General features: G+C 34.0%; 15 protein-coding genes and 1 pseudogene. 11 read left to right on the top strand and 5 right to left on the bottom strand.

Annotation, left to right across the window (positions count from 1 at the left end):
* The 4 genes from AL499_RS04930 (at position 1) to AL499_RS04915 (ending at position 6,130) form a co-directional block, all read left to right on the top strand.
* Positions 1-1,956, top strand: coding sequence for a PTS fructose transporter subunit IIABC (locus AL499_RS04930; RefSeq protein ID WP_002492994.1), 1,956 nt, complete (start codon positions 1-3; stop codon positions 1,954-1,956).
* Positions 1,957-2,546: 590 nt separating this feature from the next.
* Positions 2,547-3,902 carry a hemolysin family protein gene (locus AL499_RS04925; RefSeq protein ID WP_002459770.1) on the top strand — a complete coding sequence of 452 codons (1,356 nt, stop codon included), beginning with the start codon at positions 2,547-2,549 and terminating at the stop codon, positions 3,900-3,902.
* A gap of 212 nt (positions 3,903-4,114) precedes the next feature.
* Entirely contained in the window at positions 4,115-4,951 is an 837-nt protein-coding gene (locus tag AL499_RS04920; protein WP_002492999.1) for an aldo/keto reductase, read from the top strand.
* A gap of 156 nt (positions 4,952-5,107) precedes the next feature.
* A complete protein-coding gene (locus tag AL499_RS04915) occupies positions 5,108-6,130 on the top strand; it encodes a glycosyltransferase family 2 protein (protein ID WP_002459768.1) in 1,023 nt (340 codons plus the stop codon).
* A gap of 40 nt (positions 6,131-6,170) precedes the next feature.
* Here the strand turns inward: AL499_RS04915 and AL499_RS04910 are convergent, their stop codons facing one another.
* From AL499_RS04910 to queC, 4 genes are all read right to left on the bottom strand, one after another.
* On the bottom strand, positions 6,171-6,761 hold the full coding sequence (locus AL499_RS04910; protein ID WP_002493007.1) for a hypothetical protein: 591 nt from the start codon (positions 6,759-6,761) through the stop codon (positions 6,171-6,173).
* Between the two features lie 98 nt (positions 6,762-6,859).
* Complete coding sequence (queE, locus tag AL499_RS04905; RefSeq protein ID WP_002459766.1) at positions 6,860-7,576, bottom strand: 7-carboxy-7-deazaguanine synthase QueE; 717 nt, start codon at positions 7,574-7,576, stop codon at positions 6,860-6,862.
* On the bottom strand, positions 7,576-7,995 hold the full coding sequence (gene queD / locus AL499_RS04900; RefSeq protein ID WP_002459765.1) for a 6-carboxytetrahydropterin synthase QueD: 420 nt from the start codon (positions 7,993-7,995) through the stop codon (positions 7,576-7,578). The genes queE and queD overlap by 1 nt, the downstream gene beginning before the upstream one ends.
* 1 nt (position 7,996) lies before the next feature.
* A complete protein-coding gene (gene queC, locus AL499_RS04895; protein WP_002492964.1) occupies positions 7,997-8,668 on the bottom strand; it encodes a 7-cyano-7-deazaguanine synthase QueC in 672 nt (223 codons plus the stop codon).
* Between the two features lie 335 nt (positions 8,669-9,003).
* Here queC and AL499_RS04890 point away from each other — a divergent pair, with 335 nt between their 5' ends.
* The 7 genes and pseudogenes from AL499_RS04890 to tnpA all read left to right on the top strand — a co-directional run.
* Positions 9,004-9,600, top strand: a complete 597-nt coding sequence (locus tag AL499_RS04890; RefSeq protein WP_002479366.1) for an anthranilate synthase component II — start codon at positions 9,004-9,006, stop codon at positions 9,598-9,600.
* On the top strand, positions 9,584-10,735 hold the full coding sequence (locus tag AL499_RS04885; RefSeq protein WP_002459762.1) for a chorismate-binding protein: 1,152 nt from the start codon (positions 9,584-9,586) through the stop codon (positions 10,733-10,735). The genes AL499_RS04890 and AL499_RS04885 overlap by 17 nt, the downstream gene beginning before the upstream one ends.
* Entirely contained in the window at positions 10,736-11,341 is a 606-nt protein-coding gene (locus AL499_RS04880) for an aminotransferase class IV (RefSeq protein ID WP_002479365.1), read from the top strand.
* Between the two features lie 332 nt (positions 11,342-11,673).
* Positions 11,674-12,396, top strand: coding sequence for a 5-oxoprolinase subunit B family protein (locus AL499_RS04875; RefSeq protein ID WP_002492970.1), 723 nt, complete (start codon positions 11,674-11,676; stop codon positions 12,394-12,396).
* Complete coding sequence (locus tag AL499_RS04870) at positions 12,378-13,382, top strand: 5-oxoprolinase subunit C family protein (RefSeq protein ID WP_002479364.1); 1,005 nt, start codon at positions 12,378-12,380, stop codon at positions 13,380-13,382. Before AL499_RS04875 ends, AL499_RS04870 begins: the two co-directional genes overlap by 19 nt.
* A 551-nt stretch (positions 13,383-13,933) precedes the next feature.
* Positions 13,934-15,871, top strand: a complete 1,938-nt coding sequence (gene ltaS / locus AL499_RS04865; RefSeq protein WP_002479363.1) for a polyglycerol-phosphate lipoteichoic acid synthase LtaS — start codon at positions 13,934-13,936, stop codon at positions 15,869-15,871.
* Positions 15,872-16,151: 280 nt separating this feature from the next.
* Positions 16,152-16,565, top strand: a pseudogene (gene tnpA / locus AL499_RS04860) (IS200/IS605 family transposase); the annotation flags it as partial.
* Positions 16,566-16,780: 215 nt separating this feature from the next.
* Here the strand turns inward: tnpA and AL499_RS04855 are convergent.
* Positions 16,781-17,596, bottom strand: a complete 816-nt coding sequence (locus AL499_RS04855; protein WP_002479362.1) for a ZIP family metal transporter — start codon at positions 17,594-17,596, stop codon at positions 16,781-16,783.
* Between the last annotated feature and the right edge of the window lie 97 nt (positions 17,597-17,693).

Below are 17,693 nucleotides of genomic sequence, written 5' to 3'. Positions count from 1 at the left end.
ATGAGAATTACAGAGCTACTTACTAAAGAAACAATAGCTATGGATTTAACTGCTACTGATAAAAATGGTGTGATTGATGAACTCGTCAATCAATTAAATATTGCAGGAAAATTAAATAATGTAACGGCTTTTAAAGAAGCGATTCATAATCGTGAAGCTCAAAGTACAACAGGTATAGGAGAAGGTATTGCTATCCCACATGCCAAAGTAGCAGCAGTTAATGCACCAGCGATTGCTTTTGGTAAATCTAAAGCAGGCGTTGATTACCAAAGTTTAGATATGCAACCAGCCCACTTATTCTTTATGATTGCAGCTCCTGAAGGCGGTGCTCAAACACATTTAGATGCACTAGCTAAATTGTCAGGAATCTTAATGGATGAGCAAGTGAGAGCACGTTTGCTAGATGCAACTTCACCTGAAGAAGTACTCCGAATTATTGATGCTGCTGATGATGAAGCAACAAAAGAAGAAGAAAAAGAAGCTCAAGAACAAGAAGCAGCAGAGGCAAATTCATCAGTTGATTCAACTGAACCATATGTTTTGGCTGTCACAGCTTGTCCAACAGGTATCGCACATACCTACATGGCACGAGATGCTTTGAAAAAACAAGCAGAACAAATGGGGATAAAAATAAAGGTTGAAACGAATGGTTCAAGTGGTATTAAAAATAAATTAACCCAACAAGATATTGACCGTGCAACAGGTATTATTGTTGCAGCTGATGTTCATGTAGAAACTGACCGTTTTGATGGTAAAAATGTGGTAGAAGTACCGGTTGCGGATGGCATTAAACGCCCAGAAGAATTGATAAACACCGCACTTGATACGAGTCGCAAACCTTTTATTGCACGTGGCGATAGTCAACATGGAAATGCGAGTGAACAAAATGAAAAACAAAGTTTTGGGAAAGCATTCTATAAGCACTTAATGAATGGTGTATCTAATATGTTACCACTTGTTATTGCGGGCGGTATTTTAATGGCCATTGTATTTCTATTTGGTGCTAACTCATTTAAACCTGATAGCTCAGAATATAATGCTTTTGCTGAACAACTTTGGAACATTGGTAATAAAAGTGCCTTTCAATTAATTATTCCGATATTATCTGGATTTATTGCACGTAGTATTTCGGATAAACCAGGCTTTGCTGCTGGTTTAGTCGGTGGTATGCTTGCAGTTACAGGTAGTTCAGGATTTATCGGTGGTATCATTGCTGGTTTCTTAGCCGGTTACTTAACTCAAGGTATTAAATATATGACGCGTAAATTACCACAAGCACTAGAAGGTTTAAAACCAACTTTAATTTATCCGCTCATAAGTGTGACAATTACAGGCTTGCTTATGGTATACGTATTTAACCCACCTGCAGCTTGGTTGAATAAATTATTACTTGATGGTTTAAACAGTTTATCAGGTGCGAATATTATGTTACTTGGCTTGGTTATTGGTGCTATGATGGCCATCGACATGGGTGGTCCATTCAACAAAGCAGCTTATGTCTTTTCAACTGCGGCATTATTTGAGGGTAACACTGCACCTATAACTGCAGCAATGATTGGTGGAATGATTCCACCGTTAGCAATTGCAACTGCGATAATTATTTTCAAACGTAAATTTACGAAAGAACAACGTGGTTCAATCATACCAAACTATGTTATGGGTCTCTCCTTCATTACAGAAGGTGCAATTCCGTTTGCAGCTGCAGACCCATTGCGTGTGATTCCTTCAATGATGGTAGGGTCAGGAGTCGGTAGTGCCATTGCATTAGGATTAGGTTCAAGCATTGGTGCACCGCATGGTGGTATTATCGTTATTTTTGCAACAGATTATCATCATCTTGTGCAAACATTTATCGCTTTAATTATTGGTACGATTGTGTCAGCTTTAATGTATGGTTTCCTCAAACCTAAATTAAGAGAACATGAAATCGAAGCATCTAAGGCAATGGATGAATAAGTGACCTTCTCATGAAGTTGGAGAAGTTAATATCAAGATAATAACTATAAATGAATTTATACTGAATCCCAAAGGTGGTATTTTTGTTTAGTATATGCATTAAGTGTCTGGACATCATTGCCGGAGCGGGACTACGAATTTATTATGAATTCGTAGTCCCGCTCTCTTTTATTATGAATGGATTTTTATTAAAATTTGTATAATAATGTATTGCTTTTGCCAATGACTGTTAAATACTTTACATAAAAGTATTTTTGCGTTAATAAACCAAAGAAAGGATCTATTTTCCAATCATGTTCGAATAAATATACCACAAAAACGCAAAAATATTTAGTAAAATAGAAACGTATGATAATGTATAGAAGATTGTAACTCGATGTTTTTGTTAAACATGATATTAAAATGAACGAAATGCCACTATTCGCAATTATATTATGATAAAATAAGAGTAATACAATTTTTTATGGGGGTGTCACAATGGGAAGGATTTAACTTGTAGTATTAATGTCATGAAACCAAGTGAATTCATAATCTTGTTTCCCAATGGGACATATATTTTGGAGGTGAATCCCTAGATATAGGGAGATTAATTGGAAACTGCGACCATAATAAATTTAGTTATATTTTTTCTTTTAATAGCATTAACAACTGTATTCGTTGGCTCAGAATTTGCCTTAGTAAAGGTGCGTGCAACTCGGATAGAACAACTTGCTGATGAAGGTAACGGTAACGCAAAAATTGTTAAACGTATGATCGCCAACTTAGATTACTATTTATCAGCATGCCAATTAGGTATAACTGTAACATCTTTAGGTTTAGGGTGGTTAGGAGAACCAACCTTTGACAAATTGTTACATCCATTGTTTGAGTTGTTACATTTACCTGATGCTTTAACAACAACAATTTCCTTTGTTATCGCGTTTATCATTGTTACTTATTTACACGTTGTTTTAGGTGAATTGGCACCTAAATCGCTGGCTATTCAACATACCGAAAAACTAGCGCTAGTATACTCTAGACCGTTATATTACTTTGGTAACGTCATGAAACCATTGATTTGGTTGATGAATGGCTCCGCTAGAGTGATTATCCGCATTTTCGGTGTAGATCCTGATGCACATAGCGATGCGATGTCTGAAGAGGAAATTAAAATTATTATTAACAATAGTTATAATGGTGGAGAAATTAATCAAACAGAATTAAATTATATGCAGAATATTTTTTCTTTTGACGAACGAAATGCTAAAGATATCATGGTTCCACGAACTCAAATGGTAACGTTAAATGAACCATTTAATGTTGATGAACTCTTGGACACCATAAAGGAATATCAATTCACACGTTATCCTATAACAGAAGATGGTGACAAAGACCATATCAAAGGATTTATTAACGTTAAAGAATTCTTAACTGAATATGCATCTGGTAAACCTATTAAAATTGCAAACTATATTCATGAATTGCCAATGATTTCTGAAACAACAAGAATTAGTGATGCATTAATTCGCATGCAACGTGAGCATGTGCATATCAGTTTAATCATTGATGAATATGGTGGTACAGCTGGTATTTTAACAATGGAAGATATCTTAGAAGAAATCGTTGGAGAAATTCGTGATGAATTTGATGATGATGAAGTTAACGATATTATTAAATTAGATGACCATACGTATCAAATTAATGGTCGAGTATTATTAGATGATTTAAATGAAAAGTTTGATATTCAATTTGCTGACTCAGAAGATATTGATACGATAGGTGGTTGGCTACAAGCTCAAAACACTAACCTTCAGAAAGATGATTATGTTGATACAACTTATGATCGTTGGTATATTTCTGAAGTTGAAAATCATCAAATTATTTGGGTTATTTTAAAATATGAATATCTTGAAAACAGACCAACCATTAGCGAAGAAGATGAAGATGAGTCTCATGCAAAAGATTAAAGCATAGCATATTGGGTGACTTATTTATTGGAGTGGGGAAGCACAGTCATAATTGACTTTGATTCCTGCTCTTTTTTATATGGCATGATGGTTAAGTTAACGATGTTAAGAAAATTTTTCACTGTTAAATTGAGTATGTTTTATTTGTATTATAATCTGTACTTACGATAAGCTTAACTCAACAATAGGCAACTTAAAAGGGGAGACTTTAGATGAATGATACGCAATTATTAAATAATGGCTATCCTATGCCCAAAGTAGGTTTTGGTGTTTATAAAATCACTGATGAAGATATGCCGAAAGTCATTCAACAAGCTATAGAAACCGGCTATCGTGCATTTGATACTGCATATTTTTATGGCAATGAGGCATCATTAGGACAGGCTTTAAAGAATAGTGGTCTGCCACGTGAAGAATTGTTTATCACGTCTAAGGTATGGAATGATCATCAAGGTTATGAACAGACGAAAGCCTATTTCCAACGTTCTTTAGATAACATGGGCCTTGATTATTTTGATTTATTTTTGATTCATTGGCCATGTGAACAGAATGGACGATATATTGAAACATATAAAGCACTAGAGGATTTATATCATGAAGGTAAAGTAAAAGCGATTGGCGTATGTAATTTTAAAATTCATCACTTGGAAAAATTAATGCAAGAAACCAATATCGTTCCACAAATTAACCAAATTGAAGTGCATCCTTACTTTAATCAACAGGATGTTCAAGACTTTTGCGATAAACACGATATTACTGTAACGGCATGGATGCCATTAATGCGCAATCGCGGATTATTAGATGATTCAACAATTCAACATATTGCCCAACAACACGACAAGACACCGGCTCAAATCGTGTTGCGTTGGCACTTAGCACATAATCGTATCATTATACCTAAGTCTCAGACACCTTCACGAATTAAAGAAAATTTCGATTTATTTAATTTTAATTTGGAATTAGCTGAAATTGCAGAAATTGATAGTTTGAATCGCAATGCAAGACAAGGGAAAGATCCTGATGATGTTAGCATTGGCGATTTAAAATAGTACAAATGATAAGCCTACTTAAAAAAATAAAATAGCTTTAAAAACTAGTTCGCTTGCAACTTTATTAATTTTTTGTAAAATTAAAGAACGATACTAGCGCGTTTTATGAATAAATTGATAAAATAGTATTAAGAAATAAGTAAAGGAAGTAATCGGATGAAAATCAGAGTCATTGTCCCCTGTTATAACGAAGGAGAAGTCGTATTAAAAACATATGAGCGATTGACTGAAATTATGTTGAAAGACAGTAACGAAAAAAATTATGACTATGATTTATTATTTATTGATGATGGTAGCAAAGATAGTACGATTCAACACATACAGCAATTGTCGTTAGAAGATAAACACGTAAAGTTTATTTCATTTAGTAGGAATTTTGGTAAAGAATCAGCGATGATTGCAGGTTTTCACCATAGTGTTGATGTAGACGCTGTCATTATGATAGATGGTGATTTACAGCATCCTCCTGAATTTATACCCAATATGATTGATGGTTATCTAGAGGGTTATGATCAAGTCATTGCCCAACGTGATAGAGAAGGCGAACAGCTATCACGTAAAATAGTGACAAAGATGTATTATAAATTGATTAATGCATTTGTTGAAGATGTCCAGTTTGTCGATGGGGTAGGAGATTTTAGATTGTTGAGTCAACGGGCTGTGTGTGCAATTGCTGAGTTGCAAGAGAACAATCGTTTTTCAAAAGGATTATTTGCTTGGATTGGTTATAATACAAAAGTCTTTTCATATAAAAATGTAGAACGTGAAGCGGGACAATCAAAGTGGAATTTTAGAAAGTTATTTAATTATGGTATTGATGGTTTAATTTCATTTAATAGTAAGCCATTACGGACAATGATTTATTTTGGATTATTTATTTTTGCAATTAGCCTTATCTATATTATTTATTTGTCTATAGGCATTATCGTAAATGGCATTAGTAATCCAGGTTATTTCACGACGATAGCTGCTATTTTGTTACTTGGTGGTATTCAACTTATCTCTATAGGTGTTGTCGGAGAATATATCGGACGGATTTATTATGAAGTGAAGCAAAGACCTAAGTACATTGTACAAGCTTCGAATTTAACCTATGAAAATGGTCATAGTCCCAATGCATATCAATGTAATATAAACCATGAGCATACCGTGAAAGATAAAGAAAAAGAGCATATATAATAAATAACCGAAACACGCCGACAAGTGTGTTCCGGTTATTTTAATAATGTTGAAATACTTTTTGCCAAATAATAAATGCTATAAATAATACATAGATTCCTAAAAATATGTACCAGAATGGTGTTAACATCATCATAACAACAAATGATAATGCAATAATAATTGTTCCTATCATGATAGGGGCTTGTATTCGTTTGAATAATGGCAAGCGATTGCGTTCGGTTGATTTAAATGTACCCGTAAATAAAATGATTGCCCCAATTAGAAAAATAGCTGGTGACAGATAAGGAATGGACATATAGACAGATTGGTCGCTCGAAATATCCATAATAAATGCTGATAAGCTTAAAATAATCGCAAATATGCTGGCAAGAAATTTTTGGTTATTAATTACAAAAGGATGTACCTTATAATTAACATACAGTTGCAGTAATAACCATATGATTAGTAATGCAGTGGTATAAGTTGAAATAAAATTATACTTTTGAATAATAAACATATTTATTGTTGTGTTAATGACAATCGCTAATAGTAGAGAACTAAATTTAAGTTGTTTATATTGCTGCCTATATAAATCAAACCCAACGATAGCCATAACTACAGCAATGTTTAATAGTACGTATATAATCATGATGAACTCCTATCGCAAATACTTCATTGCCATATTATAGCAATTTAACACAACTTAATCATTTCATAACACTTACAAAACATTTTATAGCGATAAATTTAAACACCTTTTTTGTTGCTCCATAATAATGTATGAAGTTGTGGTAAGACATAAGCGCGATTCATATCATTGCTATGCATTACTTTTTCAACCAATTGTTCATATCGTGACAATAGTTTTTCAGTGTGATTTGCTACGTCATCTGCTAAGTATGGGTTGCCTACTTGCAAATAGAAAGGTATGTCTGGATAACGATGATGAATCATTTTGGCAAAAGCATAATCTTCATCATCAAAAACAACCACTTTCAAATTTAAGGATTGTGGCACACATTGTGCAATGACTTGATCTAAAACTTCTAAATTAGGTGTCATTGAAGAGCTAGGTGGTTTAGGACTTATCGTCAAATCATTAATCTGTGTCATCCAAGGTTGGAATTTACTACCTTGTGTTTCTAAAGCAGTTGCGATATGCTCAGTTTCAAATAAATCGACAAGATCTTGTATACCTTTAATTAATGCAGGATTACCTCCTGATATCGTTACATGATCAAAACAATCACCACCAATTTCAATTAACTTTTCATAAATTTCTGTTGCGCTCATTAATTGAATTTGATCTTTTGCACTGCCATCCCAGGTAAATGCGGAATCGCACCAACTACAGCGATAATCACATCCAGCAGTTCGAACAAACATCGTTTTACGTCCAATGACACGGCCTTCACCTTGAATTGTGGGGCCAAAAATTTCTAATACAGGTATTTTAGCAGCCATTAATGTTGCACCTTCGGACGATAAACAACATAACTTGTTGGTGTTTCTCTTAAGTAGACTTGAACACAATGTGGACGATTTGTATATTGCATCAGATGATTTTCAATCATGTTATATATTGTCTGTGCCACAATTTCAGTAGAGGGGCTTTGGTCTTTAAAGTGGGGCAAATCATTCAATAAATAATGATCAAATTGATCGTGAATCAATGCTTTTAACTCTTGGAAATTGATAAGGAAACCATTATGATCAAGCGTGTCACCCGCAATTGTTAAATTTACGAAATACGTATGTCCATGAGTGCGTACGCATTTTCCAGCATCTTTACATGGTATAAAATGTGCTGCAGAAAAATTAAAGTCTTTATTGAGTTCGAATTGGTAAGGATGTGAGACAGACGGGTAAATTTGTTGTAACATATTATTTCGCTCCTTTAGAATTAAGATATTGTTGTAAACCACGTGCTCTTAAGTGACAAGCTGGACATTCTCCGCAGCCATCACCAATGATGCCGTTATAGCATGTTAATGTTTGATGACGGATATAGTCTAAGACACCAAGTTCATCACTTAGCGCCCATGTTTGAGCTTTGTTTAGCCACATGAGGGGTGTATGAATGACAAAATCTTTATCCATAGCTAAACTTAGTGTCACATTCATTGATTTAATAAAGTTATCTCTGCAATCTGGGTAGCCAGAGAAATCTGTTTCACATACACCAGTGATAATATGTTTGGCGTTGAGTTGGTAAGCAAGGGCACCTGCAAATGATAAAAACAATAGATTACGTGCAGGTACGAATGTATTAGGCATACCGTCTTCGTTGGTTTCAATTTTCATATCGTGTTGCGTTAATGCGTTTGGCGTTAATTGTGATAATAGCGACATATCAAGAATGTGATGTGCTAGTCCTTGTTCATGCGCTATGCTTTTGGCTACTTCAATTTCAGTATTATGACGCTGTCCATAATTGAACGTAACAAGTTCGACTTCGTCAAAGTGCTTTTTAGCATAAAATAAGCATGTAGTACTATCTTGACCACCGCTAAATACGACTATGGCTTTGTTATTGTTTAAAGTTGTTTCAGTCATTGTCCATCTCTCCAATTTAAGTGCGTTGAGGGTAATGCAACCTATTTTTAGACATAAAAAAAGCTATCTCTATAAAAAAGATAGACCACAGAATAAGTAAATGCATATGATGATAAGTTACTTTAAATATTGATTGAAACATTCGGTGTCTAGTTTTTTATAGAGGGTTTCGGCTAGGAACCTCTGATTATTTATTTTGAATACGCTAGCTAGAATAATACAGAAACTATGTAAAATCAAGAAATATTTTGGGATAATAGAAACGTAACCCCTTACATATATATTATAATAAAGTGGTAATTTTTACGAATGAAACTAAAGAAGGTAAGCATAAAATGATATTAGTCATAGATAATAACGACTCATTTACATATAACTTGATAGATTATTTTAAAACAGTTACTGATATAGAAATCATTGTTTATCGTATCAATCAAGTCACAATACAATCATTACAACAGCTTAATCCGTCAGCGCTAGTTATTTCCCCAGGCCCGGGTAAGCCTAGTGATTATCCGATAATCGCACAGATTATTGCAGCATTTAAAAAGCGTATTCCCATATTAGGTGTTTGCTTAGGATTTCAATGCATTTACGATTATTTTGGGGGCCGTATTATTCATGGTAAACGACCTGTACACGGCCACACAACAAAGCTTAATCATAATAATAAGGGGATTTTTGCTCAACTGCCACAACATTTTGAAGTGATGCGTTACCATTCTTTGATTGCAGAGCGTCAATCACTGCCGGCACAACTTGAAATTAGTGCTGAAAATGATGAAGGTATTATTATGGCAGTTCAGCATCGACAATGGCCTATTTATGCGGTGCAATATCATCCTGAATCAATTCTCAGTGAACATGGTCATGCACAAATTGAGCTGTTTATTAAAACTTTGGGGGTGAATCAGTGTGACAATACAATTTAATTATAGATATTATTTAGACGATTCACGCTACGAAACGCACCAACTTAAACTCACAGAAAGGTTAGGGCAATATCTAGCATATGAGATGAAAGATGTGGGAGACGTTATCAATTTTGCAGAACAACAGCAGAAAGAAGGGAAATATGTGGCGCTTTATATGACGTATGAAGCGGCACAATACTTTAATCCTGACATGGCTGTGCATCCAACTGCAGACGATGCAATATTAGCAGCGGCTTATAGTTATCAATCGGCACAGCCCATACAACAAGAGACGTCAATAAAGCATTATAATAATAAGCCACAACACCAGTTTGCCTTTCAAGTAAAAGAGGCAACTATGATTCAACATATCAAAGCAGTACAAGCAGCAATTATTGATGGCGAAACTTACCAGGTAAACTATACAACAAGAGTGAGTTCGCCAGTACAAATGCCAATTAAAGACCTGTATGATAAATTAACGCAAACTAAAAATGGCAATTACACCATGTTAATGGATACTGAAGACGTACAAGTCGCTTCTATTTCACCCGAATTATTCTTTCAGAAAGGGCCATTTGATGGTCAAGATAATGTAGTTGTGAGTAAGCCTATGAAAGGCACCATGCCAAGGTCAGATGTCAAACAGCAAGATCAATATAATTATAAATATTTACAACAATCATTAAAGGATAGAGCAGAAAATGTCATGATTGTTGATTTATTGAGAAATGATATTGCTAGAATTGCACGAAAAGGTACGGTACATGTGTATCGTCCGTTTTTTATTGAAACTTATGCCACTGTATATCAAATGACAAGTATGGTTGCAGGTCAACTCTCAAATGCAACATTACCATTAGCAACGTTATTTCATGCGCTATTTCCTTGTGGTTCCATAACAGGTGCACCTAAATTAAACACGATGTCATATATTCACAAATTAGAAGACCAACCGCGTTATATTTACTGTGGTACGCTTGGCATATTGATGCCAGATGACAAGATGATTTTTAATGTACCTATTCGCACAATTGAATATCGTGATAATAAAGCGATATACGGTGTCGGCGCGGGTATTACTATTGATTCTGATCCTGAAAATGAAGTGCAAGAATTTCGTGATAAAGCTAAAATTTTGGAGATGCTATAAATGAAAATATTTGAGACTATGCGGATAGAGCAAGGCGTAATCCCTCGTGTTTATTATCATACAAAACGTATACGTTCTTCTAGTGCAGCTTTAGGATTTTTATTTAACGAAACAGCATGGGAGTCGAAACTTAGCAGCATTCAAGCCACTTATAATCAAGGTATCTATAGACTCAAAATAGAGCTAAGTAAAGATGGCACATTTGAAATTAAAGTTGAACCATTAATGTACAAACCCTATTTCACAGCTAAATTACAGTCGATTGACAATGCGACAGAGACGTCGTTACTTATTAATAAAACATCACAACGACAACATCTAACACATAATCATACGACCGATTTAATCTTATTATATAACGAATATAAAATATTAGAGTTTGATATTGGTAATATCATGATTGAAGAACAAGGGAAATATTACACGCCAAGCTATCAGCATGATTTTTTACCAGGATGTAAAAGACAAGAGATGATTGATCAAGGGAAGCTTTTCGAAAAGGACTACACCGTGGATATGTTAAAAGAAGGTCTTCAAAAGCAAGAAATCAAAATATATTTAATAAACAGCTTGCGTGAGGTTGCCGATGTATCAATTTATCTATAAAATATAAAGGAATAAAGTATTAAAAATATATTTTAAAAAAGTGGGATAACAATGTTGGTAGTATGGTTGATAAGTATAGTGGTGATTGGGATAATAAGTAAATTCATATTTAATCATTATCATAAAACAGAACGCTTGATACGAGCAAAAGTAATAGCGACCGTGTCAATTTGTTGTCAATGTGTATGTGTATACTATTTCTGTCAGTCGCTTATTCCATATGTAGTTCGCATTATGGATGTTTTTTATCATTAATCAAGTAGTTTTGTAGTCAGTATGCCTGCACAATGATTGTCCGAAATTTACAGTCTAAAAATATTAGAGGTGTGTTTATGAAAATATATAGCCAAGGAGATCAAGCTATTATAGTGGCTATCCAAAAAGATGTGTCTAAAGATGTAACACAACAATTATTAATACTGAGAGATTATTTAGTTAAGCAAGACTTACCATTTATTGTTGAGATTGTGCCAACTGAATCTGATATGATGATTGTTTATGATGCCCGCGATATGATTAAACATCATCATATTGAATCCCCCTACCAGCACATGAAACATTTAATAGAACAGATAAGTCAAGCTGATTTAGAACAAACAGCTGCCACACAAACGAAACAAATTTGTGACATACCTGTTGTGTATGGTGGTACTTATGGTCCAGATTTAGAACCATTATTACAAGAATATGGGCTTGATTTTGAGACGTTTGTGAATTTACATACATCTGAAGCGTATTTTGTATCAATGATGGGGTATTCACCAGGTTTTCCTTATTTAAGTGGATTAAATGAAAGCTTATATGTAAATCATACGAGTGCAAACAAGAAAAAAGTACCTGCTGGGTCAGTAATTTTAGAAGGTAAAAAGTGTGGCATTGTGACTACAGACACTTACAATGATTGGCTAGTGATAGGGTATACTCCTCTACAATTATTTTATCCTGACCAAGCCGATTTCACATTAATCAAATTAGGAGATTCAGTAACCTTTAAAGCGATTGCTGAAGATGAGATAGAATTAGGAGCATATGAACCATGTCGATTAAAGTTATAAAAGAAGGACTATTTAGTAGTTTTCAAGATTTTGGACGTCGCGGATACGAGCATGATGGCGTTATTCCAGGCGGTGCTTTAGATGAGCTTGCCCATGAAATTGCCAATCGACTTGTCGCTAATGATAAGAATGAAGCGACACTAGAAATGACACATAAATTGCCAACACTTCAGTTTACTGAACCGACTTTAATTGCACTAACTGGTAGTAATTTTAAAGCACAGACAGAGCACCTTACCATCACACCTTATAAATTATATTTAATTCAAGCGGGCGACACATTAACATTCAATGAAACAAGCCGTACTTCTCGTGTGTATCTTGCAGTAGGTGGAGGCTTTCAATTAGATGAATGGTTGGGCTCTAGTTCTACCGACTTTAATACGCATATTGGTGGTTTTAAAGGAAGAACACTTCAAGCTGGTGATACGATACAATTAAAAAATAACTACTCACATCGACACACCAAGTTATTTGAAAATTTAGCCGAAAGCAATCAAACCGATTGGGGAATAGACGGATACGCATTATCATTTAACTATATTTCAGATGTCTTTCATGTAATTAAAAATAAAGGGACAGAAGATTTTGATGAAGCCACTGTACAGCGCTTTACATTAGGAGATTATAAAGTTACTAGTAAAGCTAATCGCATGGGAATGTATTTACAAGGAGAAAGTATCAAAGCCTATTACGAGGACATGCCGGCACATCAAAGTGTGAAGCGGGGAACCATTCAAGTTAAACGTGACGGTACGCCTATTATTTTACTTAATGATCATTATACGCTAGGAAGTTATCCTCAAATTGGCACAATTGCAAGTTATCATTTATCTAAATTAGCACAAAAACCACAAGGCGCAAGACTAAAATTTCAATTTATCGATGTTGAAACCGCAGAAAAGAATGTTGTCAAATATAGTCATTGGGTTAATCAAATCTTTCATGCGATTGAGTATCGCATGAAATTAGAAATGTTAAAATAACAGAGGTCAGCCTTTAGGCTGATTAAAACTAAAAGAAAAAAAGTTATAATATGGTATTGTCTTGTAGTTTATGCAGTGATATTATTTTCTTTTTACTTGAAAGATGGTCAAATATACTATATATTTATATATTGAACTATGCACTTTTGTTACAATTCAATTACAATGAATGAAATTTCTTAATAAAACATTAACAAAGTTAATGTTTTAAGTAGGGGATTTTTCGCTTATTCATAACTACAGTAAACAACAACGATACTACTATAGATTTGAACGGTCCATTTACAATCGTTATGATACGTTTTACATATAATGGGGTTAAACGCATCATTGATTAACGTGGGCACTGAAACCAGAGGAACACAACGCAATTTTAAAGAAATATTGAAAGTTGAAACAAGCACGATGCGTCTGTGATAGCACATCGTTTCATCTTTTTCCTAACTTTTTTAGCATGGGATAGTGAAGGCGAACGAAAGATAAAGCGCCTATCGCAAGTAATATGTACAGGTCTTTTAAAGTTGGAATAATTATAAACGGAGGAAACACACATGAGCATACGCAAAAAGAAAATAAGTCTTTTTACGTTTTTTATCTTAACTGTGTTAACAGTAACCCTGAAAACGTATTTTTCATACTATGTTGATTTTTCCTTGGGTGTTAAGGGATTAGTTCAGAATTTAATATTATTAATGAATCCATATAGTTTAGTAGCACTTATTTTAAGTGTCTTCCTATTCTTTAAAGGAAAAAAAGCATATTGGTTTATTTTTATCGCTGGTTTTTTATTAACTTTTTTACTTTATGCCAATGTGGTTTACTTCCGATTCTTTACTGACTTTTTAACATTTAGTACGTTGAATCAAGCTAGTAATGTGGAATCTATGGGGGGCGCAGTAACCGCATCGTTTAAATGGTATGATTTTGTATACTTTATTGATACTTTCATCTATTTATTTATCTTGATTTTCAAAAACAATTGGCTAGATAAACGCGTATTTAGTAAGAAGTTTGTACCTGTTGTGATGGCTGCTTCAGTCGCTTTATTTTTCTTAAACTTAGCATTTGCTGAAACAGACAGACCTGAATTATTAACGCGTACATTTGACCATAAATATTTGGTGAAATATTTAGGACCATATAATTTTACGGTTTATGACGGCGTTAAAACAATTCAAAATAATCAACAGAAAGCTTTAGCATCTGAAGATGATTTAACTAAAGTTTTAAACTATACGAAGCAAAAAAGAACTAAAGCAAATCCTGAGTATTTCGGGGTAGCAAAAAAGAAAAATATAATTAAAATTCATTTAGAAAGTTTCCAAACGTTTTTAATCAATAAAAAGGTAAATGGTAAAGAAGTAACACCATTTTTAAATAAACTATCTTCAGGTAAACAGGATTTCAGATATTATCCAAACTTTTTCCATCAAACAGGACAAGGTAAAACATCTGATTCTGAATTTATGATGGATAACAGTTTATATGGTTTACCACAAGGTTCAGCCTTTTCATTAAAAGGAGACAATACGTATCAATCATTGCCAGCGATTTTAGATCAAAAGCAAGGATATACGTCTAACGTGATGCACGGTGATTACAAAACATTCTGGAATCGTGATCAAATCTATCGACACTTTGGTATTGATAAATTTTACGATGCAACATACTATGATATGTCTGAAGATAATGTTGTGAACTTAGGTTTAAAAGATAAAGAGTTCTTTAAAGAATCAGCTGGTTATCAAAAGAAAATGAAAAAACCATTCTATTCACATCTAATCACATTAACGAACCACTATCCGTTTACTTTAGATGATAAAGATGCTGATATAGACAAACCAAATACGGGAGATTCTACAGTAGATGGCTATATTCAAACGGCACATTATTTAGACCAAGCGTTAGAACAGTATGTTAATGACTTGAAAAAAGAAGGTTTATATGACGACTCTGTTATTATGATTTATGGTGACCATTATGGTATTTCTGAAAATCATAATAATGCAATGGAAAAATTATTAGGTGAACAAATTACACCAGCCAAGTTTACAGACTTAAACCGTACGGGATTCTGGTTAAAAATACCAGGCAAAGAAGGTACAGTTGACAAAACATACGCTGGCCAAATGGACGTTATGCCTACGATTTTACATTTAGTTGGTATTGATACGAAGAACTATATTATGATGGGTACCGACTTGTTATCAAAAGAGCATAAAGATGTGATACCATTTAGAAATGGTGATTTCATTACCCAAAATTATAAATATGTTAATGGTAAAATATATTCTAATAAAGACAACAAACTATTAGAAAAGAAACCAAAAGACTTTGATAAGAATAAACAACAAGTTGAAAAAGACCTTGAAATGAGCGATAGTATTCTGAATGGTGATTTATTCAGATTTTACAACAATCCAGATTTCAAAAAAGTCAATCCAGCTAAATATGAATATAAGACGGGACCAAAAGGCAATCAAAAATAATTGGTTCTATAATAAATCGGACTGGTGATTTAAATCACTAGCCCGATTTTTAAATTTTGAATATAAAAATAGCGCAATTACCTCTATAATTATTACCGACCAAACAAAAGGCAGTCTGAACGAATGAAGTCAGACTGCCTTTTTATTGTAAAAAGAAAACCATACGCTATGCGTATGGTTCAGAAAAGGTTCTACCATTGTCACAAAAAATGCATCTCTTCGTACTAGAATTAATATTGGTCAGCCAACCAAAATAATCAACACGAGGAGATGCTATTTAATGTCATCCGACACAAACAGTTTAGCACATACAAAATGGAATTGTAAGTATCATATCGTCTTTGCTCCTAAATACAGAAGACAAGTGATATATGGAAAAATAAAAAAAGATATTGGAATGATTTTGCGTCAATTGTGCGAAAGAAAAGGCGTAGAGATAATTGAAGCAGAGGCATGTAAAGATCATATTCACATGTTAGTTAGTATTCCGCCAAAAATAGGTGTATCATCATTTGTTGGCTATTTAAAAGGAAAAAGTAGTTTAATGATATTTGATAGACATGCCAACTTGAAATATAGATATGGAAATAGAAAGTTTTGGTGCAAAGGATATTATGTAGATACTGTAGGTAGAAACAAAAAAGTAATTGAAAATTATATACGAAACCAATTACAAGAGGATATCGTTGCAGATTAAATCTCAATGGAAGAATACCTAGATCCGTTTACAGGAGAAGAAATTAAAAAAAGAAAGAAAAAATAGTAACCCTTTAGGGTTGCTGGAATAGTAGTGCAGTTGGCTAACTTATCAGTGCCCTTTTAGGGCTGGCCAGTATGAAAGGCTTATAGCCGCAGAACAAACCACCCGTTCACACGGGTGGTTTTGATTGTATTTTAATTCATATAATATTAACTCAAAGCAACATCTAATATCATCATGATTGTAAAGCCAATCATTAAACTCAATGTTGCTAAATCTGTGTTATTACCTGACTGTGAGTCTGGAATGAGTTCTTCCACGACAACGAATATCATTGCCCCAGCAGCAAATGCTAATGCATAGGGAAGAACTGGTGTCATAACTACTATAAGTGCAGCACCAAGTATAGCAAATATGGGTTCAACCAGTGCAGATGCTTGTCCATAATTAAAGGCTTTCCATTTTGAAGCACCAGCAGCACGAATAGGCATTGATAAAGCAGCACCTTCTGGAATGTTTTGAATGCCAATGCCTATAGCTAAGCCCAGTGCACCTAGAAAGGTCGCATGTTCATTACTAGAGGCAATACCTCCGAAGGCAACGCCAATTGATAGACCTTCTGGGATGTTGTGCAATGTGATTGCTAAAACGAGCAAAGTATTCTTATTTAATGACGTTTTTACACCTTCACGATAATGACTTTTATCGCCAATACGTTGATGTATATGAGGAATAATAGCATCTAGCAACCGAATAAATAAGCCACCTAGTAAAAAGCCAATTGCAGCAGGTAACCAAGGTAATGTAGTACCTTCTTTAAATTCAATCGAAGGTTGTAATAATGACCAGAAACTGGCAGCAATCATGATACCAGCTGCAAATCCTTGCATGGAAGCAAGAACTTTCCCGTTTACTTTATTAAAAATAAATACACCAGCTGCACCTAATGCTGTAAGAAGCCAGGTAATTATTCCAGCGATTAGTGCTTGGAAATAGGATGGTAAGCTTCCAAATAATTCTTCCATAAACGTGACTCCTTGTATCATTTACCTGTAAAAAGGTGTATAATATATAGAACTGAATTAAGCTTATCAAAATCATTTTGAAATTTCGATAGTAAAA

Origin of the sequence: Staphylococcus lugdunensis (assembly GCF_001558775.1) — a bacterium.
GTDB lineage: Bacteria > Bacillota > Bacilli > Staphylococcales > Staphylococcaceae > Staphylococcus > Staphylococcus lugdunensis.
This window is presented reverse-complemented; position numbering and strand designations above follow the sequence as displayed.

What these genes read in the sequence shown, in the direction of transcription:
- AL499_RS04875 (WP_002492970.1), top strand. Translation starts at nt 11,674, where the DNA reads ATGAAAATATATAGCCAAGGAGATCAAGCTATTATAGTGGCTATCCAA.
- queC (WP_002492964.1), bottom strand. Translation starts at nt 8,668, where the DNA reads ATGACTGAAACAACTTTAAACAATAACAAAGCCATAGTCGTATTTAGC.
- AL499_RS04920 (WP_002492999.1), top strand. Translation starts at nt 4,115, where the DNA reads ATGAATGATACGCAATTATTAAATAATGGCTATCCTATGCCCAAAGTA.
- queD (WP_002459765.1), bottom strand. Translation starts at nt 7,995, where the DNA reads ATGTTACAACAAATTTACCCGTCTGTCTCACATCCTTACCAATTCGAA.
- AL499_RS04870 (WP_002479364.1), top strand. Translation starts at nt 12,378, where the DNA reads ATGTCGATTAAAGTTATAAAAGAAGGACTATTTAGTAGTTTTCAAGAT.
- AL499_RS04855 (WP_002479362.1), bottom strand. Translation starts at nt 17,596, where the DNA reads ATGGAAGAATTATTTGGAAGCTTACCATCCTATTTCCAAGCACTAATC.
- AL499_RS04915 (WP_002459768.1), top strand. Translation starts at nt 5,108, where the DNA reads ATGAAAATCAGAGTCATTGTCCCCTGTTATAACGAAGGAGAAGTCGTA.
- ltaS (WP_002479363.1), top strand. Translation starts at nt 13,934, where the DNA reads ATGAGCATACGCAAAAAGAAAATAAGTCTTTTTACGTTTTTTATCTTA.
- AL499_RS04890 (WP_002479366.1), top strand. Translation starts at nt 9,004, where the DNA reads ATGATATTAGTCATAGATAATAACGACTCATTTACATATAACTTGATA.
- AL499_RS04910 (WP_002493007.1), bottom strand. Translation starts at nt 6,761, where the DNA reads ATGATTATATACGTACTATTAAACATTGCTGTAGTTATGGCTATCGTT.
- AL499_RS04880 (WP_002479365.1), top strand. Translation starts at nt 10,736, where the DNA reads ATGAAAATATTTGAGACTATGCGGATAGAGCAAGGCGTAATCCCTCGT.
- AL499_RS04930 (WP_002492994.1), top strand. Translation starts at nt 1, where the DNA reads ATGAGAATTACAGAGCTACTTACTAAAGAAACAATAGCTATGGATTTA.
- queE (WP_002459766.1), bottom strand. Translation starts at nt 7,576, where the DNA reads ATGGCTGCTAAAATACCTGTATTAGAAATTTTTGGCCCCACAATTCAA.